The organism is Chryseobacterium sp. GW821-FHT04C04, from assembly GCF_059420365.1.
Map to the genome: position 1 here is coordinate 633,785 of NZ_JBWKTO010000001.1, position 25,256 is coordinate 659,040.

24 protein-coding genes are annotated in these 25,256 nt (G+C 35.9%); 4 read left to right on the plus strand and 20 right to left on the minus strand.

Annotation, left to right across the window (positions count from 1 at the left end):
* Positions 1-10: 10 nt before the first annotated feature.
* Both AC07UM_RS02925 and AC07UM_RS02930 read left to right on the plus strand, forming a co-directional pair.
* Positions 11-2,890 (plus strand): sensor histidine kinase, encoded by a 2,880-nt coding sequence (locus AC07UM_RS02925; RefSeq protein WP_494682558.1) that lies wholly within the window; start codon positions 11-13, stop codon positions 2,888-2,890.
* The gene (locus AC07UM_RS02930) at positions 2,887-3,642 is read left to right on the plus strand and encodes a LytR/AlgR family response regulator transcription factor (RefSeq protein ID WP_494682557.1); all 756 of its coding nucleotides are present in this window, start codon (positions 2,887-2,889) and stop codon (positions 3,640-3,642) included. The genes AC07UM_RS02925 and AC07UM_RS02930 overlap by 4 nt, the downstream gene beginning before the upstream one ends.
* Before the next feature lie 78 nt (positions 3,643-3,720).
* Here the strand turns inward: AC07UM_RS02930 and AC07UM_RS02935 are convergent, their stop codons facing one another.
* From AC07UM_RS02935 to AC07UM_RS02965, 7 genes are all read right to left on the minus strand, one after another.
* Positions 3,721-4,080, minus strand: a complete 360-nt coding sequence (locus AC07UM_RS02935; RefSeq protein WP_494682556.1) for a cupin domain-containing protein — start codon at positions 4,078-4,080, stop codon at positions 3,721-3,723.
* Entirely contained in the window at positions 4,077-4,604 is a 528-nt protein-coding gene (locus AC07UM_RS02940; RefSeq protein WP_494682555.1) for a GNAT family N-acetyltransferase, read from the minus strand. The genes AC07UM_RS02935 and AC07UM_RS02940 overlap by 4 nt, the downstream gene beginning before the upstream one ends.
* A 3-nt stretch (positions 4,605-4,607) precedes the next feature.
* On the minus strand, positions 4,608-5,210 hold the full coding sequence (locus AC07UM_RS02945) for a DUF2911 domain-containing protein (protein ID WP_494682554.1): 603 nt from the start codon (positions 5,208-5,210) through the stop codon (positions 4,608-4,610).
* Positions 5,211-5,337: 127 nt separating this feature from the next.
* Positions 5,338-5,943 (minus strand): CDP-alcohol phosphatidyltransferase family protein, encoded by a 606-nt coding sequence (locus AC07UM_RS02950; RefSeq protein ID WP_494682553.1) that lies wholly within the window; start codon positions 5,941-5,943, stop codon positions 5,338-5,340.
* A gap of 64 nt (positions 5,944-6,007) precedes the next feature.
* Positions 6,008-6,520: a methylated-DNA--[protein]-cysteine S-methyltransferase gene (locus tag AC07UM_RS02955; RefSeq protein ID WP_494682552.1), complete on the minus strand. Its 513-nt coding sequence runs from the start codon at positions 6,518-6,520 to the stop codon at positions 6,008-6,010.
* A gap of 10 nt (positions 6,521-6,530) precedes the next feature.
* The gene (locus AC07UM_RS02960; RefSeq protein WP_494682551.1) at positions 6,531-7,106 is read right to left on the minus strand and encodes a DinB family protein; all 576 of its coding nucleotides are present in this window, start codon (positions 7,104-7,106) and stop codon (positions 6,531-6,533) included.
* A gap of 53 nt (positions 7,107-7,159) precedes the next feature.
* On the minus strand, positions 7,160-7,678 hold the full coding sequence (locus AC07UM_RS02965; RefSeq protein WP_494682550.1) for a Crp/Fnr family transcriptional regulator: 519 nt from the start codon (positions 7,676-7,678) through the stop codon (positions 7,160-7,162).
* Between the two features lie 69 nt (positions 7,679-7,747).
* Between AC07UM_RS02965 and AC07UM_RS02970 the strand changes: the two genes are divergently transcribed.
* Both AC07UM_RS02970 and AC07UM_RS02975 read left to right on the plus strand, forming a co-directional pair.
* Positions 7,748-8,605 (plus strand): hypothetical protein, encoded by an 858-nt coding sequence (locus AC07UM_RS02970; protein ID WP_494682549.1) that lies wholly within the window; start codon positions 7,748-7,750, stop codon positions 8,603-8,605.
* A 15-nt stretch (positions 8,606-8,620) separates the two neighbouring features.
* Positions 8,621-9,649: a hypothetical protein gene (locus AC07UM_RS02975; protein WP_494682548.1), complete on the plus strand. Its 1,029-nt coding sequence runs from the start codon at positions 8,621-8,623 to the stop codon at positions 9,647-9,649.
* Between the two features lie 54 nt (positions 9,650-9,703).
* Here the strand turns inward: AC07UM_RS02975 and AC07UM_RS02980 are convergent, their stop codons facing one another.
* The 13 genes from AC07UM_RS02980 to AC07UM_RS03040 form a co-directional block, all read right to left on the minus strand.
* A complete protein-coding gene (locus tag AC07UM_RS02980; protein WP_494682547.1) occupies positions 9,704-10,555 on the minus strand; it encodes a hypothetical protein in 852 nt (283 codons plus the stop codon).
* Positions 10,545-11,531 (minus strand): polymorphic toxin type 23 domain-containing protein, encoded by a 987-nt coding sequence (locus AC07UM_RS02985; RefSeq protein WP_494682546.1) that lies wholly within the window; start codon positions 11,529-11,531, stop codon positions 10,545-10,547. The genes AC07UM_RS02980 and AC07UM_RS02985 overlap by 11 nt, the downstream gene beginning before the upstream one ends.
* Positions 11,532-11,768: 237 nt before the next feature.
* Complete coding sequence (locus tag AC07UM_RS02990) at positions 11,769-12,821, minus strand: alpha/beta hydrolase (protein WP_494682545.1); 1,053 nt, start codon at positions 12,819-12,821, stop codon at positions 11,769-11,771.
* Positions 12,805-14,079: a PepSY-associated TM helix domain-containing protein gene (locus AC07UM_RS02995; RefSeq protein ID WP_494682544.1), complete on the minus strand. Its 1,275-nt coding sequence runs from the start codon at positions 14,077-14,079 to the stop codon at positions 12,805-12,807. The genes AC07UM_RS02990 and AC07UM_RS02995 overlap by 17 nt, the downstream gene beginning before the upstream one ends.
* Positions 14,080-14,295: 216 nt before the next feature.
* Positions 14,296-16,446: a TonB-dependent siderophore receptor gene (locus tag AC07UM_RS03000; RefSeq protein ID WP_494682543.1), complete on the minus strand. Its 2,151-nt coding sequence runs from the start codon at positions 16,444-16,446 to the stop codon at positions 14,296-14,298.
* Positions 16,447-16,604: 158 nt separating this feature from the next.
* Positions 16,605-17,426, minus strand: coding sequence for an acyl-CoA thioester hydrolase/BAAT C-terminal domain-containing protein (locus tag AC07UM_RS03005; RefSeq protein ID WP_494682542.1), 822 nt, complete (start codon positions 17,424-17,426; stop codon positions 16,605-16,607).
* A 58-nt stretch (positions 17,427-17,484) separates the two neighbouring features.
* Positions 17,485-18,060, minus strand: a complete 576-nt coding sequence (locus AC07UM_RS03010; protein WP_494682541.1) for a Crp/Fnr family transcriptional regulator — start codon at positions 18,058-18,060, stop codon at positions 17,485-17,487.
* Positions 18,061-18,095: 35 nt separating this feature from the next.
* A complete protein-coding gene (locus tag AC07UM_RS03015; RefSeq protein ID WP_494682540.1) occupies positions 18,096-18,587 on the minus strand; it encodes a hypothetical protein in 492 nt (163 codons plus the stop codon).
* 174 nt (positions 18,588-18,761) lie between these two features.
* Entirely contained in the window at positions 18,762-19,403 is a 642-nt protein-coding gene (locus tag AC07UM_RS03020) for a tetratricopeptide repeat protein (protein WP_494682539.1), read from the minus strand.
* A 31-nt stretch (positions 19,404-19,434) separates the two neighbouring features.
* Positions 19,435-19,986, minus strand: coding sequence for a hypothetical protein (locus tag AC07UM_RS03025; RefSeq protein ID WP_494682538.1), 552 nt, complete (start codon positions 19,984-19,986; stop codon positions 19,435-19,437).
* A gap of 257 nt (positions 19,987-20,243) precedes the next feature.
* Complete coding sequence (locus AC07UM_RS03030; RefSeq protein ID WP_494682537.1) at positions 20,244-21,437, minus strand: hypothetical protein; 1,194 nt, start codon at positions 21,435-21,437, stop codon at positions 20,244-20,246.
* Between the two features lie 237 nt (positions 21,438-21,674).
* A complete protein-coding gene (gene carB / locus AC07UM_RS03035) occupies positions 21,675-24,857 on the minus strand; it encodes a carbamoyl-phosphate synthase large subunit (protein ID WP_494682536.1) in 3,183 nt (1,060 codons plus the stop codon).
* Between the two features lie 59 nt (positions 24,858-24,916).
* Positions 24,917-25,240, minus strand: coding sequence for a four helix bundle protein (locus AC07UM_RS03040; RefSeq protein WP_494682535.1), 324 nt, complete (start codon positions 25,238-25,240; stop codon positions 24,917-24,919).
* Positions 25,241-25,256 lie beyond the last annotated feature (16 nt).

Consider the following 25,256-nt stretch of genomic DNA (forward strand, 5'->3'; position numbering starts at 1 on the left):
CCTGAAAACTATGTATCATTACCGTCTCATATTATTCCTGTTGCTTCATAGCCTGCTGATATACAGTCAGAAGCCCCAACTTCGTCATTATAGTTTAAGTGATGGGTTACCCAGCAATACGGTATACTCTGTGTATCAGGATAGCAAGGGGTTTATCTGGTTCTGTACCAGCTGGGGAATTTCCAGGTTTGATGGGCATCATTTTGAAACCATCACCAGTAATCATGGACTTCCGGACAATGAAACTTTTCAGGCATGGGAAGATTCCTGGCAGCGATTATGGGTAAGCACCTATAACGGAAGCCCTACTTACATTTATAATGGAAAAGTATATTCTGTACAGAATGATAAGCTCTGCCGTCTCATGGAAAAAAAGGGAATTGGTTTCTACGATATTGCTCCAAGATGGCATCCGTATTCTGATCAGCACAGGAAATATGTTATAGGTAAAAGCAGTATTTCCAATCCAAAAGACAGTACATCACAATCTCCCCACCTGCATTTTTCAGATCAGGGCAATCATTATTACATGACTTTGAAAAAGATCATAAGGAAGGATAATCAAAAATCAACAACAGTTTATACATTTAAAGAAAAAGCTGTAAGAGCCAGTTTTTATCTGAACGGCCATCTGTATGTAAGAAATTTAAAAACAGTATATGATATTGTATTTAAAGGAACTACACCTCTTGTTAAAAAAATTGAATTGCCCAGCAATATTATCGACCTTACGATAGGTAAAAATGATAAGATATGGTTCTGTACCACAAGTGGAATTCTGGAATATGATCCTGATCAGCTGGCAGGTCAAAATCTATATTACATTGCAATGAAAGACATTGTAAGCTACAGCAGTTTTATAGATCAACAAGGTAATTGCTGGTACCCTACCAATGAAGGGGTCTATATGCAGCCGGCCAATACAACTTTTGTATATACCACAGCTGACGGGCTTATAGATAATAATGTTCCCACTATAAAATATCTGCCGGGAGGAAAACTTCTTGCAGGATATAGCAACAGTGCTATTATGATCAGGGATAAAAACAGCTTTAGACCTTTATATACACTGGGTGACGGGCAATGGAACAGACTAAGGTATTTTTTACCTATTGACAATGAATCGTTTTTTGTCGGAACAGACAGTGGTTTATACAAATGCAGTCTGACCGGAAATCAATACACAAGACTTCTGGAATTTTCTCAAAAATCAGCGTTCATTAGAAATAATACCGCACTGGTAAGCTATACCAGTAATGAAAAAAAGAATCATCTTATTTATGATCTTAAAGAAGGAAAATTTAGCCCACTGCCAGCACTGAGCACCAACATAGCTGCCCCGGCAACAGCCATTGATGCAAAGGGCATCTACTGGCTCGGAACAATACAGGGATTATTCTATTATAATCCGCTTTTAAAAAAATTCATAAAGGATCCGGCTTTAGGCAGAAACCGGATAACGTCGCTGAATTTCCTGAAAGGCAGACTTGTGATCAGCACTCATTCTGATGGTATTTTCATTCGTGATGGCCAGAAAGTAATGAAGTTGAATAAAACCAATGGACTCATCAGTAATATCTGCGAAAAAGCTTATATAGATGAGAAAGAAAGGCTGTGGATCAATACAGACAAAGGATTATCCAGAGTCACTTTTGACGACCGCATGCACTACTCTATTTATCACTTTTCAGCAGCTGATGGAGTTCCGAGTCACATGATCAATACGATTACATTTGGAGAAGGAAAAGCCTTTCTTGCTACATCCAATGGGATTATTGCCATCAATCAGGATCAGGTCAGCAAAAGCCAGCCTTATAAAGTATATTTTCTGAAAGCCTCCTTCAAAGACAGCATCGTTTATTATCCTAAAAAGATCAGTCTGAAATACAATCAGAATAACGCACAGATCTCCTATACCGCTATTTCTTATCTTGATGAAAAGGATATTAAGTATAAATATCTTCTGTCCGGAGCAGAGAATGATACGGTCATTACAGAAGAAAGCACATTAAATCTGGGGGCTCTAAAGCCCGGTAATTATCATCTCAGCATCTGGGCATCCGGAAAAAATAATATATGGAATAAAACACCCGCTGTACTGGCTATTGCCGTAAAACCTCCCTTTTGGGAAGACCTTTGGTTTATGGGAGGAATATTTCTGTTGCTGCTTGTTTTTATGATCATTATATACAGACACCGTGTCAATATTATCCGTAAAAAAGAAGCGGAAAAAACGGAAAGAAAAAAAATGATCGCTGAACTGGAAATGCAGGCTCTCCGCGCACAGATCAACCCTCATTTTATCTTCAACGTCCTGAATGCTATCCAGAATTATTATGGTAAAGAAGATGAATTGAATGCCAATTATTATATGGCAGCCTTTTCAGACCTGATCCGAAAGACTCTCACCCACTCCAAAGAGCACTGGAATACGATTGATAAAGAAATGGCTATGCTGAAAACTTACATTGAACTCGAGCAGATGCGTTTTAAAAATCACTTTACGTATGAGATTTCAGTAGAAACCGGACTGGAACAATTAAAAATCCCTACAATGCTGCTTCAAACCTATACTGAAAACTCTATCAGCCATGGATTGAGGCATCTGAAAACAGGAGGAATTCTTCGGATTTCCTGTACCCGGAGCGAAGATTCTATCATATGTATTGTAGAAGACAATGGTGTAGGGTTTGAAAAAGCCCGTGAATTCGACAGCAGACCGGACGATTATAAATCTATGGGCTTGAAAATTACCGCAGGCAGAATTTCCGCCATCAATGAACTCTATGGAACATCTATTTCTACTGAGATCACTGATAAAAATACCATAAGCCCCTCCACACAGGGCACAATTGTCAAAATAACCATCAAAAACACTCCTTTTCTATGAGCAGAATAAAATCTATTGTAGTAGACGATGAACAGGAATCACGAGAAACCCTTCTTCGCTTCTTATCCAAATATTGCCCGGATATTGAAATAGCAGGGGAAGCCGCCTCTGTAAGTGAAGCCGCTGAGGTCATCAGAGAAACATCCCCGGAGCTGGTATTTCTGGATGTCAATATGCTTGTTGAAAACGGTTTTAAACTATTTGAAAAGGTATCCGATAGTAATTTTTACACCGTATTTGTTACTGCTTATGATCAGTATGCTGTACAGGCATTCAAACATCATGCGGTAGACTATCTTCTGAAGCCCATTGTGATTCATGAATTGATCCTCACCGTAAATAAGGTGGCTAAGCTTTTGGAAGATAAAAATAAAATCCAGCAGCTATCTGCCCTGCTCCATCATATTAAAAGCCCTATGGAGCAGAGCAAAATAGCACTGCCAACCATGGAAGGTCTGGTCTACGTTCATACCATGGATATTGTACGTCTTCAGGCTGATGACAATTATACTTTAATCTTTTTCAAAGGAGGAAAAAAAATGATGGTATCCCACACCCTCGCCTATTTTGAAGAAACACTGAAAGAACAAGGTTTTGTCCGCATTCATCATCAACACCTGATTAATCTCCAGCATGTTGAAAAATATATCCGTGGGCGGGGCGGTTATATCATTATGAGTGACGAAACCTCTTTGCAGGTATCACAAAGGAAAAAAGATGAGTTTCTCCGGATTATTAAAAGAATGAAATAGTAATTTTCAGCAAGAAAAAAGGCAAATCCGCTGTTTTGCAAATTTGCCTTTCTATTTTTATAAACTTTCTTAATCTCCTTATTCTTCTCTGTGCACGAGTTCCATAGAGAATGCAGGAAGACAGATCGCAAGATATTCGCAAGGTTCCGAAAACGGATTACTATACCGAATTCTCGCTCCTTTTTCAATAAGAATGCTTTGCCCTTTTTCCAGGATCACCATCTCACCATCGATTTCAAATTGCTTTTTCCCTGAAATAATATAAGTAAATTCATCAAATTCAGGGGTCTGATGAGGTTCACTCCAGTCCGGAGGGGCTACCATGTGAGCGATCGAAACATTAGAATTACCAGTGGAGTTTCCCCAATGTTCTTCAATCAGTTTTCCATCTGTAGTAGGAACGACAAATGGAGATTGCTGGATTTTATATTTTTTCATACCCAGTCTCCTTTTTTGATTTCATATACAAAATTGGTTCTTGTAGGCTCTGCAAAATAAGCGACTTCTTCTTCCGCTATTTTTTGCCCTCCAAGCCTTTCCAAAGCTTTTTGAGAACGAAAATTCTCTTTTCCGATATGGAAATGAGCCTTATCTACAAACTGGAAGATATAATCCAGCATCAGCTTTTTAACCTGTGGATTGATCCCTTTACCCCAGGATTTTGTCCCATAGAAAGTATACCCTATAAAAATATGATTATCTTCTTCATCAAAATCATAATAACGGCTGCTTCCCAATACACTTCCGGTAGCTTTCTCAATAATTTTAAAAGCACCCCCACTCTCCATAGCTCCTGTAAAAAAGTTTTCAAAAACCTCTCTCTTATAACGATCTTTATTAGGGTGTTGTTCCCAAACTTTAGGATCGGAAGCTACTTCATATAAAGATTCAAAATCCCCTTGCTGTAAGGGGATTAATTGAAATTCTTCATTCTCTAAAACAGGCTGAATAGAAAAATTCATTATTTAGCTCTTTTTAGTAGAATCTGATTCTATTTTCTTGATTTCTTTCAACTTGTCGGAAATCTTGATTACGGTATCTAATTTTGATGGTTTTAAAGGAACTTCAGCCTGAGCCATATCCCATTTGATTACCAGATTTCCTGAGTTTTCGTCTGTAGGATTCAAAGTAATTTCAAACCATTCCTGCTTGTCTGCCAGTTGATTTACCGGTACGGTAACATCTACTACATCCTGCTTAGGATCATAAGTATAAGCACCCCATTGTTGGAAGTCCTTATTCAGGATCACTTTCCATTCTTTTTCTGTAGGAACAATAAATAATCCGTATGTTCCTGCCGGTACAGTTTTTCCACCGAAATTAACGGACTGCCCGAAAGTAATTTTCGTAGACGAGTTAGCTCCTGCTCTCCAAACCTGACCATAAGGAACCAATTCTCCGAAGATCTTACGTCCTTTCACCCCCGGTCTTCCATAGTCGATGGAGATCTTGGACATTGAAAACTGCTGCTCAACCTTTTGACGCGGACTTGCTGCCGGTACAGAATAATCTTGTGCAAAACTGAATGCTGAAATTGAAATGCAAACTGCTGCTATTAAATTTTTCACGTGTAAATTTTTGCTTAAAATTACAAAAATCAAAACAAAATAGCTTTCTCAAATTTCAATAATTTTAGTTTTACCGATATTTTTCTATTAACATATTATTCCGACTAAATCCTTTTTAAAATCAATATTAGCCATTGAAAATTTTACTTCTTTTAATCTCTTTTCCTTTTCTGAGCTGGATTGAATGAAAAACGGAAGGAACATCATTAGTCCAGGTTTTGAGTATTAAAAGAATCGCTATAATCTCTGCTCTCGTAAGCAGGCCAATCCAAAAACAAAGGTTAAATAAAACAACTGACTGGCATTGTAAAATAACCTGAATTAATGTTCCAAAAAGTAGTAAAGTCCAGATTTTAGCACCGATAGAATGTGTTGCTACTTCTTTTCGGAATCTTAAAAAGCTTACCAGATAAATAAGAACTTCAGATCCGGCAAGAATAGCTATTTTGTAAGCATTTGTTTCGAAAAACATTGGGCATTGGATATAAGTGGCCACTCCTACCGAGACGAAAAAGATCTGATCAACAGTAGAATCCAGACGTCTGAGTTTCTGAGTTGAAACATGAAGATGTCTTGCTATAATTCCATCAAAAATATCAGTCAATAATCCTATGGATAGAAGAATGACAGCAATTATCTGATAGTTTTCTATTTTGAGAAGACTTAAAGAAATGATGACGAACCCAATAATCAGTCTTGAAAAAATTAAAATAGCCGGGATTTTCGATTTCATAAAACGATGGGAAAAACTTATTTTAAGTGGTGAAAGATAGGAATAAAAATGTCTTTTACTATTTCTAAAACAAGATTGCTTTTTCCAGTTCCAATAATTTTTGTTTTCTCCAGATACCACCGGCATAACCTACCAATTCACCATTTGAGCCTATTACACGATGGCAGGGAATTATTATGGCAATTTTATTAATTCCGTTGGCTGTTCCTACTGCACGTATCGCTTTCGGGTTTCCAAGAAATTCTGATTGCTGCTTATAAGTTCTTATTTCTCCCATTGGAATTTCACGGAGAAGCTGCCATACTTTTTCCTGAAACGCTGTTCCCGTAATAAACAATGGAACTTCAAAGTGGCTTCTCTTTCCTTCAAAATATTCTTTCAGCTCATCTTCCAATTGTCGGAAATGAAGATGCTCTTCTTGTACAATTTCTGCATTCAAAGCTTTTGATAAGGCCTTCAGTTGTTTTTCAATATTTTTCCGGTCTGTAAATTCAAGCAGACAAATTCCCTGATCAACAGCACAGGCAATCATTTCTCCCAGAGGAGTGGATATGTTTTTTTGGTGTATGATTTCCATTAGGTTAAAATTAAGCCTTTTTGAAAACCCTATGTTCTTTTTTATGAATTACTATTCTTTTTATCTGTTCAATATGCCTTGTATTATGATAAATAACAAAACGAAAAGTATCTCCCATCTTCAGTTTGATCAGCTTCGAAATGCTGATACTCGTTTTTGTTTTTTCCAGATCAATATGCTGTGCTTTTTCTAATAATTCGAGTAACTGCTTTTGTTGGCTGATAAATACGTCCACAACACTTTTATTCAACCTGCTGTGGATAGGATTCATTGCTTTAAGGGTTTTCATTGTATTTGATTTTTCCTTCGGAAGCATTGTGTTTGCAAAATAATTTCCAAGGAGTCCTGGCTTGAAATGAGGTTTTGCTGAGGTTTTAGAGACCGATATTCTGTTTGCAATTTCCGGGATATAAAACCCTCCGTAGCGGTTAAGGTGCTCCAGACATTCTAATGTGCTCCAACTATCCTGTGAGGCTCTAAAGTTGAGCTCTTCTTCTGTTTTTTGTAATAGCTTTTCTGCATATTGTAAATGCTGGTGAGTTCGTTCTTTGAGTTCATCTAATAATTCTGAGGCTGAAATTTTCATTATACTTTTTATGCAAATATCCTGATCTTATCCTACTTAAATCTTGACTGAACTCAAGATTTTTTAAGCCTTGACAAAGTTTCCGGCGACATTCTCAGGTAATTGGCGATATATTTATTGGGGACTTCCTGAAACAACTTCGGGCTTCGCCTCAAAACCCTCTCAAAACGTTCTCCAGGAGCATTGATCAGCAAATCTTTTTCTCTTTCCAACTGTTGGAGTACCAGATCTTCCAAAATATTCATCCAGAACTTCATGTGTCCTTCATTGGAATGTATCCACTCATAAAAATCCTTTTTTGAAGCGACTTTCACCGTTGTTTTTTTAATCGCCTGAATATAAAGATCCGATGGTTTTCCTGATAAAAAGGAATCCAGGCTGACAATGATATTTCCGGTGTATCCGAAACGAATGATTCTTTCCTCATTTTCATCCATCATAAAGATCCGGACACTTCCGCTTTCAATATAATAAATGTCGGTATCCGTACTGCCTGAAATCTTAAGGAACTCATTTCTCCTGAATTCTTTCTTTTCCCAATGGATTCCGCTTTGAAGCAATTTTTCAACCATTTCATTTTACTATTTGTTATTCCAAAGATAATGGGTAATTTTAAATTTTTAAAACACTAATCACCTAAAATGCTCAAAAGAACAGTCCTATTGATACTGTTTTCTGCCGGACTGTCTGGTATGAAAGCACAGCAAACCATCCCCTTCCGGATTACAAAGCATAACAATATCATTGTCAAAACCCTTGTCAATAAAAAGGATTCGCTGGATCTTATGTTCCAGATTGCCATGAAAGATTGTGCTATTTCACCCGAACGCCAGCGGAAAGCAGATCATATTATTTTCAACAAAGAGGAAATAAGCGACGATAATACCATAGAAATAGGAAAAATAACTCAAAACGATGTTCGTTTTTTTGATAATCAATTAGCAGGACATGAAGCTGACGGGAAAATGGGAACCGGGATTTTTGATGGTAAATCTTTTAAGATCGATTATGACAATAACCAATTTGTCATGTATGATCAGAAGCATCAACCTGATCTAAGCGGCTTTCAACCCATAAAAATCATTTTAGACCATGAAGCCTTTTATATATCAGCAGATAACGTTGTGGATGGAAAGCATCAGAAAGAGGCTTATTTTGTGCTTCAATCCGGTTATTCAGGAGGTATTCTATACAGCAATGATTTTGCTGAAGAACAGGAACTTGATACAAAACTACAAGTGACGGGCCAAAAAACACTGAAAAACTCAGCAGGACAAAGTATGATTACGAAACAGGGAATTCTGCCTTTTTTCAAGTTGGGAAATATCGTATTCAAAGATGTTTCAGCAGGCTTTTTCTCAGGTGATCTGAAAACCCAGCATGTAAATTATTTCGGGGCAGATATGCTCCGCAGGTTTATCTGGATTTTCGATATGGAGAGACAAGTAGCTTACATCAAACCGAGCAAGTACTTTTCAGAACCTTATTATAAATTATAATTAAACACAATACTCATGTTAAGAAGAATTATGAAGATCAACACAGCCATAGCGCTTTTATCTTTTCCATTAGTTATGGTAAACTGTAAAAAAGATGACAAAAAAACAAGTGTCACAACCACAAAAGCAGCTAATGACTCTGTAAAAACAATAAAAACGGAAGAGAAAATAGATTATCAGAATTTTAATATTTTCAGCTTGTCTACAATTTCATCAGCTGAAAAAGATTCCGATATGGATATTTTTATTTCTGTTTCAGATATCTTTAAGGATACTCCGCCCATTCCGGCTGATATCATGAAAAATCAGAAGCAGATGACTTTTGAAGAACGCCAGCATTTTGAGCTGGATGCTCCCAGCAGAAAAAAACTGCTTAGCGGTATTCATCTTACTGAGAATGACTCATTGTATATTTATGAATATGGCTCTAATAAACTTCAAAGAATGCCGATCAGCCAATTAAAAGCTGTAGCTTATTTAAGTCCTTATTCAGATAGTGAAGAACTGGATCCGGAGTCTTATATGATGGGCTTTCAGGTAGCCACTCACCAAAAGATAGCGGACTACGACCGGTTCAATAATGCCATCGCTTATTTTGGGAATAAAAATCCTTTCGTGGAAAATAAAATGAAGGCTGTGAAATGGCAAAAAGCCAATACGGATATCTCAAAAAAATATTTCAGCCCTTCAAAATTGATTCAGGGAAAAACCTACCAGTCACAATATGAAAATATGACCTATTATCTGCAGGATTATCTTGAAGAAGGAAACACTGTGGAACGTAAACTTGTAATCATCAATGATCATAATGAGAAGATTGCTGAAAAGACATTTTCTCTCGCCGGAAGTGATGGGGGTGAGTTCTTACCGCTTTATGGAATAGATGCCGACGAAGCCAACAGATTCCAATATACAGGCTATCTTTTTAAAGGAAAACCTCCTGTTGTTTTTGGATTTATTGCACAGTCTTTTGGCTGTCCTTCCATTAGCTTTTTAGATAAAAAAGAGAAGGATTTCCCGATAAATTGTGATAACAGACATTAATGGGATGAAAAAGTAAAATGGTAAAAAGGTTTTCTCTACAAGAAAACCTTTTTATTAATCTATCCAATGATTAATCACCCTATCTCCTTTAAAATACAGCCATTTATACTTATTTCCATAATCAAAATAAGTATTGAAGTGAAAATACATTCTCTTATTTATTTCATCAAAGTAAATTTTATTTTCTTCTGCAATTTCAGTGCTACACTCGCCTTCCGGAGAGCTTCCCAGATCACTATTAATAATAAATTTAAAATTATTTATCGGATGATATTCTATTGGCATCCAAGTTTTTTTATCCAAACAATAAAATTCATTAGCTTCCCCAAATCTTGTTTTATAATCAAATTCTAAACCTCTTATGTAGATAGAACCATCTTCTTTCCACTTAAAATGCCAATAATCTTTGTGACAACAATCCTTATAAAAAGTAATGACAGACTTACTTTCATCCAAATACCCTAGCTTAAAAAAATTGAAAAAATTAATATTAATATATTCATCTTTATCAAAAACAGGATAATCATAGCTTAATTTTTTTCCACTTTTAAAAGGTTGAATGGTACTAATAAAGATCACTCTCTTCTGTCCTTTAGCATTTTTAACCTTATCAATCAAAACATACTGCTGTTCCAATTTTTCAACCTTCTCGGGATTCAGATTTAATTCATTATATGTATTAGCTTCTGAAAGCCTATTAGGATTATTAGTTCCATAGAAATGCTTAGAAGGGTAATCTCTGTTTACCTGACGGGTGAAAGCGGTAAAATCAGAGAGTTTAATTTCAGAGAATCTGATTTCTTCATCACCTCTTAACCTATCTACCTCTTTTTCAGTCTGATTGAAAAAACTTTTACAACTGAAAAGAGAAAGTAATAATAAAAATATAAGCACTTTATTTTTCATGATTGGAAAGATTAAGATTAGACATATTATAAGAACCTCCTGCAGAAATATAAAAGGGTTTCTGATTCTGATGATAAGAGCTTTTGGTCAAATAATGGATAATATTCTGAACTTCAGACAAATCATAAACATTATTGAGCCTTATAAATCCGTTCCAATGCTCTGTATTTCCTATCCCAAAATTCCAGAAGCCATGATTGAAGTATTTTTGCTTCGGGTCAGCATAATCCACATAACCAAAAAGAAATTCATCTGCAGTATCAAAAGCAAGTTCCGAATATCCTGTAAACCTATAAAAACTGGCATTAATAGTATTGATTTTACGGTCCATTGGTAAATTGATATTGACAAATCCACCCCCGGTATAATATCGATCTTCTTTGTCTCCTAAGCCAATTTTCTTAATTGGTGTTCCCCCATCATTAAGATATCCAAATTGAAAATTTTCTATTTTAAGACCCAGAAAACCAACTCTTTGTAAACGGTTCGGTTTAGAAATATTGGCAGAAAGATGATAGATCCAGTTGGTTCCAAAGGTAAATGAAGAATTAAATGGGTTTTGTAATGATGGCTGCGTTAAATCTGTAAAGTAATAAAGAGGTTTATTTCTGTTCCTGATATACTCTAAAGAGTTGTTTCTAAATTCATTATTCAAACCCGAAGTTAAAGATAATGAACCTACAAATTGGTTCGAAAACCGCTTTTTATCTGGACCCTGATACGTACTCAGGCCGCCATAATTGATAATATACTCAATATTTACAGCTGGCAGCAATGAATTAAAAGCAAGATATCCTACTCCTGTACTGATTCCGAACCTTATATTGGGGGTTCCATATTGAAGCTCTATAATGGCTTTTGCAGCTACACCCACCTGAATATTCCTGGGAAGATCTGCCTGATTAATGTTCATTTGCGACAATATCCAACCGGGAATAAAAAATAGTGCCCAAATTATCAAAATTTGTTTTTTCATGATATCAGTTTTGTCAGTTTTTCACTTCTTTAAGTTAGTATTCTTTTAGTAAGATTCATCTGTTTCAATCTACATATATAATGTGTCTTTCAATAAGTTTCTAACTGTTCATTTAACAAATTTAGATACAAAACCTTAACATTACCATCCCCTTTTAGGGTGATTTTATTTTCAACTACAAGCATAAAAAAAAGCAAATCTGCTCGTTTGCAAATTTGCTTTTATGGTTTCAGTCAATTATTTAATGGGGTAATATCTATTTTTGAGGTTGATAAAATAAGTTTCGGACTCTTTAAAACCGTTGCTCTTCATGAACTTGATGACTACATTCAGGTAGGCTTCTGAAGGGGTAAATTCGGTTCCTATTTTCTCTGAAAGCTTTTTATAATCTTCTTCAAGCAGTTTCGGATTTTTGGCGAATTGTTTTATATTGGTTCTGAAACCTTTAAATATAAATTTCAACGCTTCATAATTTCCGGGATAAGAAACGGTTCCATGGGTTTCTCCTTCAAAAAAGCGGTGTTTATAGTTCAGGGATCCGTTCTTTTCTATGATTCCTTTAAATTCTTCAATGGCCTGGGTCATATCAGAATTCCAGTTTTTCTGCTGCTCTTCATTGTCTGCCTGGGAAACATACAACGTTTTTTTTGCCGGGAATTTTTTATTCTTCTCCAGATATTCTTTTGTCTTTGTAATCATCACATTATGATCCCACCATAAACTCGGATCATTTGCAACATAGGCATTGAAATAGTCAGGATGAGTAAGAAATGTATTGATGGCAAATAATCCTCCAAAAGAATGTCCAACCAAAACAGAATATCCCTGTGTTCTGTAATTTTTTTGGATGAATGGCTTCAGTTCTTCCTGCAGGAATTTTACAAAATTTTCACTTCCGCCACTGTCAGCAAAAAGAGTAAGAGTAGGATTTACCGGGCTTTTCTTTTGAGATTTTGTGGGAGTAAGATCTCTTGTTCTTTCTGTATTTTTTATTCCTACGACAATACATTCCGGAATATCTGCATAAGGTGTTCTGGCAATAAAATCTGTCAATCCTGTATAATATTCAAAATTGATTTCTCCGTCTAAAAGATAAATTACCGGATACTTTGCAGGGTTGATGGTGCTGTCGTTATATGTTTTGGGCAGGTGAACCCAGATTTCCCTGTTTTCATTTAAAACTTTTGAAAATAAGTTCTGCTTCTCTCCTATTGTCAGTTTCTCCTGAGCTTTACCCCATGTACACAATAAAAATAGTGGAAGGCATATAATTTTAAACCAATTGTTCATGATGTGAATCTTTTCTGTGTTGATGAATGTTTGTAATTTCTTTATTCTTTTTTGGTGATTTTTTTCTTCTGCCCCACCAGATCAAAAATCCTGTAATAGGAAGGCTTGTACAGATAATTCCGATAATGAAGGTGAATATTTTCCCAAACATACCGCCCCAATAGCCTACATGAAGATCAAAATTCATATGCTCTATCACTTCATGCATCTGAACTTCCTTTGGATAATTGACTTCATTTCCAGTGTATTTGTTGGCTTCCATTGTTTTTCCGTTCACAAGACTTTTTAAACCAATGAATTTGGCAGCAGCCACATGGTAAACAGCTGTAGAGTCATTTCTGGGAATGCTCATTCTGAACTGCTTGGCTGTAGGAAATTCTTTGAAATTTTTATCTACAAAAGCAGAAAAGGACAATGCTTTTTTCTGAGGATCAAACTTGGGTTCGTATTTTTCAGCAATGATATGGGCGTCTGCTGCTCCCCCGAAAGCCTGTTGCGTAAGATCTGTCAAAACCTTGTAAGCCATAATCAGTCCCGTGATGGTAATAAATACCGCCGGAAGCAATGAATAGAAACCAAAGACATTATGAAAATCGTAGTTTTTTCTACGCCATTTTGTTCCTGATTTAATTTTAAATGCAGCAGTTCTTGTGGTTTTATTCCATTTTTTTGGCCACCAAAGAATCAGTCCGCCGATTAGCTGAATAAAAAATATGATGGAGGCAATTCCGACCACCGTTTTACCGAACTTTCCTGCCAGCAATTGAGCATGAATATGAGCTACTACATAGAAAAATTCATAGCTTTTTGTAGAACCGATCACTTTTCCGGTGTAAGGGTCAAGATAATGATAAGCAAATACCCCTCGAGGACCGCGTTCTTTCTTTTTAGGTTTCTCTACTTTACCCGCATTTTTATCTTTAGATGGCTGGGTGGCTGAAGCTACTCTGAAGCTTCTGTCTGCTTCTTTATAGGTATCGAAATAAAATGCTTTTCTGTCCGGAACTTGTTGATGAAACTGGGCAAGCAATTCCTCGGGTGTCATTTTTCTGGCATTGGCCGGAGCCTGAACATATTTGGCATTTCCACCGCACAGATCAATAATTTCGTCACAAAAGACGAATACCGTTCCTGAAAGGGTAACAGTCAGCACAATGATTCCGGATACCAATCCGAGCCAGAGATGCAGCCATCCGGAAATCCTTTTGGTAAGGGATTTTCCTTGCTTTTTCCTGGGATTAGTTTTTTTGTTTTCCATATCTTTTTGTATCTCCAAATTATATGTGTTGAAAATGCAAGGGCGCAAAAGAATTTATCATTGTGCATGTTGTAAAGTGAAAGGAGTATTCCTGTTACTGTTTACTTTAGCATATTTGAAGCTCCAGGAAAACTTACACGTTATAAATCTACTATTTGCGCCTTTGCGGTTTTCACCCTTATATTTTCTTTGAGATTGTTTTTGTTTTTTTAAGGATTAAAATTTGAATGCGAAGTTGGCAAGAATCTCTCTTGGCTTCTGTGGCTGTCCATAGAAGTTCCAATACATTTCATTCAGGGCATTATTCATTTTCAGCCCAATCCTGTATTTTTTCTTGTCATAGAAAATCGTAGCACCTACCGTTGTATAAGACGGTGCCAGGAAATGATTTGTGATGTTGATGTATGTCTGGTCTACAAAATTGAATCCTGCCCCGAAACCAATTCCTTCGTAAGCGCCATCCATAATCTTGTAACTGGTCCATAGATTGGCTACATGTTTAGGGGTCCAGGCCATTCTTTTCCCTTTGTCTTTGCTTCGGTCATCATATTTGTTATCATTATAACCGTATCCAGCTACGATATTCCATCCTTTAAAGGGGTTGGCGATAATTCCTATTTCCAGTCCCTGACTTTTAATATTACCATCCTGAATGCTTCCTATTCCGCCTGGATCAGCAACAAGCCTGTTTTTGACATTGATATTATAATAACTTACCGTTGTCAGTAATTTTTTATTGAACAGATCCAATTTGAAACCCGTTTCAATCTGATTTCCTTGTTCGGGATCCCATTTTGTTAAAACTCCGGCTTCATTAAGGGACGGAGCATAGTTTTTAAACCCATTTACATAATTGGCAAAGAATGAAATCTGCTCCTTAACAATTTCATACACCAACCCAAACTTTGGTGAAAACTGGGTCTGGCTGTACCCCGAGACTTTATTTTCAGGATATCCGTTTTTAGTAGAAATCTCTACCCCATTCACAATGGTATCGTCATTTTTATAGCTGTCTACTCTCAAACTTGCCATTATCAAAAGGTTATCTGTGACATTCAATACATCAGAGATATAACCGCTTATTGTTCTGAATGTTGTAATATCAGATTCTGTAGATTTTCTATCCTTATTCATGAATTTATTTCTTGAGATCGGGTCCCATGCTGAAGAACTGTCAAGATTCACTTTATCATAAGGCAGGAAGACATTGCTGTATCCGTTGGCTTCATAATATGGATATTGATATATGGTTTTTTGCTGGAAATAATCTATTCCAACAACAAGGCGGTTCCTTAAGCCTCCTATTTTAAAATCTCCGGTAAAATTCTGCTGAATATTATCTGTCGTAATTTTAAAACTATCAAAAGGGCGGATCATTCTTTCTACCTGATTGTTATTCAAATACCTGAGGACTAAAAAGATAGATTCATTTTCATTGGCTTCACCTCTTTGGTAAGATGTTCGTGAAGTCCATTGATCGTTGAATTTATGAGTAACCTCAGCCATTGTTACAAAATTGGTTCTTTTGGAACCGATATCATTGCTTGTAAATGCTCTTTTATAGGCTACTTCAAGGTCTTTCATCGAATGTAAGGTCAGTTTTTCTGAGTTTCTTACATAAGCATTCAATGTTTTATCCGGTGCATGAAATTCGGTATCGAGTGTTACGGTTGTTTTGTCACTTACTTTGTACAAAACACTTCCTGAGAAAAATAATCCTTTGTTATAACCGGCATCCTGGAAAGAGTCCTGTGAATAAGCAGCCACATTGAATCTGGCCAAAGCTGTTTTCTCTTTATTTAAAGGCGTATTCACATCCGCTGTAATTCTGTTCATTCCCCAGCTTCCAGTCGTGTAATTGATAATTCCCCCGAATTTCTCCTGTGGTTTTTTGGTTACCACATTCACCACTCCACCGTAATTGGCCAACGTTCCTCCGAATAAGGTTCCTGAAGGTCCTTTTATTACTTCTACTCTTTCAATATTAGCGATCTCGGACTGTACTCTTGGGTTTTGCGTCAATCCGTTTCTGAAACTAGCATTCGAGCTGAATCCTCTCAGAAAAATATCATTACCACTGTCATTCACACTGTTGCTTACAACAACTCCCGGAGCAGAAGCCATTGCGGTATTGAAATCAACAGCTCCCATTTCACTGATGATTTCTTTAGGAACAAGATTATAAACAGTAGGATTTTCCAGGTTTTCCAAAGGAAGTCTTGCTATGGACTCAGATTTTTTGGTTCTGTAATTGTGTGTTCCCTGGAGTGATACGGACTGGATCTCAGCCACTTTAATGGTATCCGTTTCCTGTGCACTCAGCATAGCCACTGCTAACAAAGATGCAGAAATAGTAATTTTTTTCATTTTTATAATTAAGCTTAGTGGAGCAAAATTACTTATTTTTATTAATTCTAAATAAAAATATGATACAAATCATGAAATCTCTCTTCTTGAATTACCCATAAATAAAGGGTTCCTGAAAATTCAAGAACCCAATTTTTATCTGTGTTTACATTTTTATTTTAAAAATATTTTTGAAGAAAGATAAAAACCTGGTCAAAATGCTGATAAGGTTCAGTATGGGTACCTTTCCATTTACGATGTTCAAAATGGTATTGATAATGCTTGTCTTTAAGCCTCTGAATTATTTTATCTGACATCTCTTCCGATGGACATATTTCATCCTGAGTACCGGACATCAGTAAAATAGAAGCTTTGGAATTTTCTATTTTTATAAGAGATTTACTTTCCGCCGTTTTATCCTGCAGCATTGCTTCGAACGCTTTTCTTATATTGTGCTGAATCATAAAAGGAACTGCAGCTTCATTTACAGGAACGAAAGGAAGTTCTTCACCTCCAAATGTCCAGCTGGAAGTTGAAAAATGACTGGTATTTCCGGGAAAAACAACATGGCTGGCTGAAAGAGCAATAATACAAGAAATATCAGGGTAATAACTTCCAAGAAGCAAGGCAAGATCAGCACCTCTGGAACCTCCTACTATCGCTATTTTATCTGTATGAGTTTTCTGCTTAGCAACCGATATTGCATTATACACATCCTGAATCTCAATTTTGTCAAGAAACTTTGGGGAATTTTTTGAACCAAAATAGGCTAATGCCAAAAAAGCATAGTCTTTGTCAAGGAACTGATCCCGTACTGATTTCCAATGTCTGGACGCCCAGGCATTACCTCCCTCTGAGCCTCCCAAGCCTACTATCAACCCTTTTATTTTTTTTGAAGGAGTATATAAGACAGCATCTGTATTTTCTGAATGAATTGTATCCTGCGCATTCAGGGTAACGCTTATTAACAGAAAAAAGAAAATTTTAAATAATAGTTTCATGATTTTTTTTTCAAAAATAGACCTGTAAAATGGATTTATTTTTGCTCTAGATCAAAAACTACTTTTCTGTACGTAACCTGCTCAGAGTAGATTGTGTAATTCCAAGATAGGAAGCAGCCATTCCCAGTGGAATCCGGTGGTAAACCCCTTTATACACTTTTAGAAAATGTTCATACTTTTCTTTTGCAGTCGTGAATCTCTGTGAAGTAATTCTTTCCATAAGGTGGCCGAATACGCTTCCCATAGAGAGTCTTGCATACCGTTCCATTTCCGGAAAATGGTCGAAAAGATAACCGAGATCATTCACCTTCAGACCAAAGGTTTCTGTTTTTTCAAGACAGTCAATATAGTAGATGTCTTTCGTTCTTTCTATAAAACTTTTAGGAGAATTGATCCATTCATTTTCACAGGAAAAATATTCACTGATCTCAACTCCATCTTTCAGATAATAGGTTCTCACCAACCCTTTGAGGATAAAATAGCTTTTGGTACAAACCTTATCCGCATCCTGTACCAGCTCACCTTTTTCAAAAGTGTGAAAAGACAATCTGCTTTCAAGCTCATTTCTCAAAGCTTCACTCACTTTAATATAATGGCTGAAATGAGCAATAATATGATCAAATCCTGATACCATAGAAACTTATTAAGACCTTAAAAAAGCTTATCTCATTACATAGCCATCATCATGGACATATAATAGTTGGCACAATGCAATGCATTAATTAAAACAATTTCTTTATTCGGAAGCGTTTCGAATTTTTCAGAGGTCGTGATATGATATTCATAGTTCAGAGAGCTCCACTTCAGATTCGGCTTCATCACAAAAAGTTCTGTTCCCTCCTGATCAGCCAATACAAATGATTCTTTAAATATTCCTCTATGCTTAAAAAGAAAACCGTCTTTCACTCCATCGAAATAGGTCTGAATGACAATTTCTCCATTCCAGTTCATGCGAAACTTCAGAAGAACCCTTTCATTATCTTTCAACTCAATAGTGGTACCCCAGAAACCTTTGGGTTCAACCAGATAAAAACGGTTACCAATCTCAATTTCTGCATTAAATTTAAACCAGCTTGTATAGATAAGTCTTCCTATGAACTGACTGTCTTTTGTAACTTCAAAAGATAAAGAATTGCTTGATTTTGCTTGATATTCTGCCATGGTTATTCTTAGATTTGATGGAATTTTTATCTGTTTTTAAATATCGTTATAGCTTTTATTTTGTAACGCACTAATTTATAAATAATTCGGCAAAAAAATTAAACAGATTTTAAAATCTGTTTTTTTATTATTTTGCGACAAAGGATTATCAACAATTCTAGTAAAGTTTTTATTCTAGGATAAAGAGTTTAAAACAAGTTCAGCTAATTCAGCATTGCTTTTTGTTACATTTTCTGATAAAACAAGAGTATTCAATATTTGTTTCGCACCTTCTTTATCTTGGCTATTATTCAATATTATAGCCTTATTAATCAGCAAAATTCCTTCTGTCTGAATATCCGGTTTTTTTGAAAGTCCTTGATTGATTGCATAAAGTCGTACTGTTTCATCTTCTGATATATCTGCAAGTTCTTTCCACACTGGTGCAAAATCAGGAACATTTTGTGTCAGCAAGCTAATGATTTCGCGTTTTTTATTAATATCACCTGTCCACTCAATTTGCATATATGTCAAATATAAACCTTTAGGGAATATTCCAAGTTTTTCTCCTTCCAAAGAGTATATTGCGGTCTTTGTAGTAAAAAATCCTTTTGGTTCCAATTCATCTGTTTTTTTATAAAATTTTAATGCTTTATCATCTTCTCCTTTCAATAAATAAGTAAATGCCAGATCATATACCGGGTATGCCCAGGTTGGTTGAATCTCCATTGCTTCCTGAAGTTTTGATATTGACAAATCATATTTTCCGGTTTGTCCCAACACTCTCGCTTCCTGATGAAGCTGTTGTGCTCTAAAATCAATATTTTTATTTTCCATATTTTATACACTAAGTATTGTTCTTTTTATACTATTTGAATCTAACAATAACTCTTGTCCTCTGGCCTTCATTAATACCAAAAATAAAGCTATAAACATGAACAATATTGTTATCCCATCGTATAATTTTTTGCCACCAATAATCAACGCCTTCATTCTTTTCAAGCCCTTCTATTTCTAGCGCACTAGCTATGTTTTTTTTATTCAATTGATATAGTTTATCTATAAATGGTTCTTTATTCTGATCTTGGTTCCAGCTATATTCAATTAAACGTATAACACTGTCTTTTTTTGTAAAAAAATAAGAAACTTGTGTATCTAAGTTGGCAGTATCTCTATGATAAATTATGGGTTGTTCAAATTCGTATTTTTCTATTTCTGGAAAATATTCTTTTGATAATCTTATATCAATATTATTGAAGTACTTAATTCCACCATTCATCTTTTCAATATTTTGAATATCAGAAAGCTTAGGTTGCTTATATTCAATGATTGTGGTTTCAAGCCTTGTTTCTTTCAAATGCCCCTTTTGCTGACAATTGAAAAATAAAAGCATTATAAAAGTTTGAAGGAATATCTTCATAAATAAATTATTTGACAGACTATGAATAATCCCAATTTACACATTCTTTTATTTAAACAATCACTAGATATGATAAAGAAATTAATACATATCTTATCTCAAACTAAAAAACCTCACAGATTTTTGAAATCTATGAGGTTTACAATATCTATTCTTGGTCGAAATTACATCGTCTCCATTTTGAAGTTCATGTTTTCTATTACTTTAGAAAACTCAATATGAATTGTACTCATTACCAACTTTGATCACTCATGTTCTTAATTTATTCTTATATAATAATTGATAGCCATATTTTTTGGACGAGTTTCTGCTCCTCCTGCATTAGCAATAATTAAAGGAACTGTAGTCTTGTCATAACCACTAATTATTTGTGAGCCATCAAGATCTCCATCAGCCCAGGATGTATTTCCGGAAACGGCTAGAGGTGTTGCGACTATGCCCCCGAAACTTTGTTGTACAATTTGATGATTATGTTCCTTAAATTGATCCTCCTGGATACTACCACGTAATCTATTATCGGAAGGATCTTTTTGATGTTGAGAAACTCCTGGAATGCCATTCCCAGCTTCATTTGAATCAAAGATATTATTTCCGCGTAAAAAAACACCTCTTAAATCCGGAACATTACCCAAATTTTGTGTAGCACGTGCCAAGCCACAAGTATTATCAATTCTTCTTCCGTCACAAGGTGCCCATTTTGAATATTTGCTATTCCAGTTCTTATCAGGATTTGTCAAATTATTTTTGGTTACTTCCTGAAATTCTTCCCAATTTAGATATGAGGAAAGTACTGTACCTACAGGAAAATCTTTGTTAAAGCCACTAGGAAGTCCATTTAATAAACAGTTTACAGGTCCTTTATCTGTATCTAAGAAAAAGAAAATATCTTTTGACGGATCGCTTCTTTTAAAAGTAATTGAATTATCATCATCAAGGATACCTCCTTTAATAAAGCTTTTACTTATTTCTATCCCGTTGGTTATCTTATAATCTTCAACAACAGGACTTGGATCTGTACTTGATATTTTGTTATAAAAAATATAAATGGTTACCCCTTCATCTCCTTCCTGCACCACTGTTGATAATCCTTTTTTATTATTTTGAACTTCTAAACATTTCACATATCCTTCAATCACATCTTTATTTGGAGTATGTAGACTAAATGAATCGAAAAATGATTGTGAGACCGTAATTTTTTCTAGGGATTTAATTTTCTCCTGGAAACTATTAACTTCATCATCGGAAGCACCAAAATTTAAGACATTATTAACCATAGATGTAGGGTCAATTGCTTCAAAACCAAATGAAAATTTTTGAGCTTTAAAATCATCTTTGAATTTTTCAGATTCATAGTATTTCTTCAAGTCGTAAAGAAAATCACCCGTTTTTACGACATTCAAAGTGGTATAAATTCCACCTTCCAGAAGTTTTGTACATTGATTAGGTTCCATTGTATTGTTTTTTAGGATTAATAATATTTATATTTTTAACAGCATTGTACAGTTAAAAAACATCTCTTTATTTTCTATATTACTTATTACCTTATCAAAATTACGCTGTACAACACTACAGGACAATTACCCTTTTGTAGTATTTATTGTGGGCATCTGTTTCAAGAAATTGGGCATAAAAAAACCTCATAGATTTCAGAAATCTATGAGGTTTAGAATATTTATTTTTGGTCGAAATTACATCGTCTCCATTTTGAAGCTCATGCTTTCGATTACTTTTAAGATCGCTTCTACTGTATCCATTGACGTTAAACAAGGAACACCGTTTTCTACGCTCATTCTTCTGATCTGGAATCCGTCTCTTTCAGCCTGTTTACCTTTTGTAGTGGTATTCACAACATACTGAACTTTTCCTTTCTGAATCAGGTCGATAAGGTTTACGCTTTCCTCTCCTATCTTGTATCCTATTTTGCAAGGGATTCCTTTTTCTCCGAAGAACTTCGCAGTACCTTCTGTAGCCCAGATTCTGAATCCTACTTCATGGAATCTTGCTGCAAGAGCTGCCGCTTCTTCTTTGTGCTTATCTGCTACCGTAAACAGGATAGAACCGTGCATAGGAACTTTTCTTCCAGCTGCTACCAATCCTTTATAAAGTGCTTTTTCAAGGGTAGTATCTTTCCCCATTACTTCTCCTGTAGACTTCATTTCAGGGCCTAAAGAGATATCAACTTTCGTTAATTTTGAGAAAGAGAACACCGGTACTTTTACAAATACGCCTTCTTTGTTTGGAACCAATCCGTTTTTGTATCCTAAATCTTTCAGTTTTTGTCCTAAAATTGCCTTTGTTGCAAGGTTAGCCATTGGAACCTCTGTAATTTTAGATAAGAAAGGAACTGTTCTTGAAGAACGTGGGTTCACCTCGATTACGTAAACATTTCCTTCAAAAAGAACGTATTGAATATTCATTAATCCAATCACCTTTAATCCTTTTGCCAGCCTTTCCGTATAGTCTACCAGGGTATCAATTTCGCTCTGAGAGATATTCTGTGGTGGATATACCGCGATAGAGTCTCCGGAGTGAACTCCTGCTCTTTCGATATGCTCCATAATTCCCGGAATTACTACTGTTTCACCGTCACAGATGGCGTCTACTTCAATTTCCTTTCCTACCATGTATTTGTCCACCAAAACAGGGTGCTCTGGGCTAGCCTCTACAGCGTTCTCCATATAATGAGCCAATTCTGCTTCTGCGTATACAATCTCCATTGCTCTACCTCCAAGAACGTAGCTTGGACGTACCAATACCGGGTAACCGATTTCGTTAGCAATTTTTATAGCTTCTTCTTTTGATGTAGATGTTCTTCCTTTTGGCTGAGGAATACCCATTTCCTGAAGTGCTTTTTCAAATTTGTCTCTGTTTTCAGCTCTGTCAAGGTCTTCTAGTGAAGTTCCTAAGATCTGTACTCCGTGAGATGCCAATTTATCGGCAAGGTTGATCGCCGTCTGCCCTCCGAACTGTACGACTACTCCTTTAGGCTTTTCAAGGTCGATGATGTTCATTACATCTTCTTCCGTAAGCGGCTCGAAGTATAATTTGTCCGAGATCGAGAAGTCTGTAGAAACAGTTTCAGGGTTGTTGTTGATGATAATCGCCTCGTAACCCATTTCTTTGATTGCCCATACTGAGTGAACGGTAGCGTAGTCGAACTCAACTCCCTGTCCAATTCTGATAGGTCCTGAACCCAGTACAATGATTTTTTCTTTGTCTGAAACAACACTTTCGTTCTCTTCTTCGTAAGTTCCGTAGAAATATGGAGTTTCACTTTCAAACTCAGCAGCGCAAGTGTCTACCATTTTGTAAACCGGCATTACTCCGTTTTCTTTTCTGAAGTTGAAAACCTCACGTTCTGCTACATCCCAAAGAACGGCAATATTAACATCTGCAAAACCTAATTTTTTGGCTTCAATTAATGTTTCTTTATTAAATTTGTTCTCAGCGATTACTTTTTCGAAGTCAACTAATTTTTTCAGTTTCCAGATGAAGAACTTGTCGATTTTACTCCATTCTACAATCTGTTCCCAATCATATCCTCTTCTTAAAGCGTCACCGATGATGAATAATCTCTCATCATCACACACTCTGATTCTTCTTTCGATTTCTTCAGCAGTAAGAGCCTCAGCCTGCTTCGTTTTTAATCCTAAATGTTTGATTCCTGTTTCTAATGAACGGATTGCTTTCTGTAGGGATTCTTCAAGATTTCTTCCGATTGCCATTACCTCACCAGTCGCTTTCATCTGAGTAGAAAGTCTTCTGTCTGCTGTTTCGAATTTATCGAATGGGAATCTTGGGAATTTTGTTACTACATAGTCAAGAGCAGGCTCGAAACATGCATATGTTTTTCCTGTAACCGGGTTCATGATTTCATCCAGCGTTAATCCTACAGCAATTTTTGCAGCAATTTTTGCAATCGGATATCCTGTTGCCTTACTTGCTAAAGCTGATGAACGGGAAACTCTAGGGTTTACCTCGATGATATAGTAGTCGAATGAGTTTGGATCTAAAGCCAGCTGTACGTTACATCCTCCTTCGATTCCTAGGGCTCTGATGATTTTTAAAGAAGCGTTTCTCAGTAACTGATACTCTCTGTCTGAAAGTGTCTGAGAAGGTGCTACTACGATAGAGTCACCTGTGTGAACTCCTACCGGATCTATATTTTCCATGTTACAAACCACAATGGCATTGTCGTTTGCATCACGCATTACTTCGTATTCAATTTCTTTGAAACCTGCAATTGATTTTTCAATAAGACACTGTGTAACCGGGCTGTGCTTCAATCCAAGTTCAGCAATTTCTTTCAATTCTACTTCATTGGAAGCGATACCACCTCCTGTACCTCCCATTGTAAAGGCAGGACGAACAATTACCGGATACCCGATGTTTTCAGCAAAAGCAAGGGCTCCTTCTACAGTATTGACAATATCAGAGTCTGGAACCGGTTCGTTCAATTCTCTCATCAATTCACGGAAAAGGTCTCTGTCTTCTGCTCTGTTGATGGCAGAAAGTGTAGTACCCAATACTTCCACTTTACATTCTTCAAGAATTCCTGATTTTTCCAACTCAACAGCCATATTCAGTCCTGTTTGTCCTCCAAGCGTTGGTAATAATGCATCAGGACGTTCTTTTCTGATGATGTGGCTTACAAACTGTAATGAAATCGGCTCGATATATACTTTATCAGCGATTTCCACATCTGTCATAATTGTTGCAGGGTTTGAGTTGATCAAAATTACCTTGTAGCCTTCTTCCTTTAAAGACAGACAAGCCTGCGTTCCTGCGTAATCAAACTCAGCTGCCTGACCAATGATGATAGGTCCTGAACCGATTACTAAAATTGTTTTTATATCTGTACGTTTTGCCATTTTTCTTTTTTTAGATACAAGATGTTAGATGTCAGATTTCAGACATCCAACAGGATGTTTTACTTTTTTAAATTAGATTTGAATGTATAAATCATTCTTTGAATTTCATTCAGATTTGATATTAAACTGTTAACTTTTTCTACATCAAGTAAATTTAATTCTCTAGTTAAAATTAACTGTGTCTGTAACTCAAAAGAAGAAGCATTTGCAATATTTCTTCCTGCACCTTCTGCTATATTTGAAGGAATGGAGATTGCAGATCTTTTAATTTGAGAAATCAAACCAAACTTTTCATCTTTAGGTAATTCTGAACAAATGGTATAAACCTGTTTTGCAAGTTCAATCGGTTTTTGCCAAAAAACTAACTTTTCAAAATTATGCATGATAGAGTCTGTTATC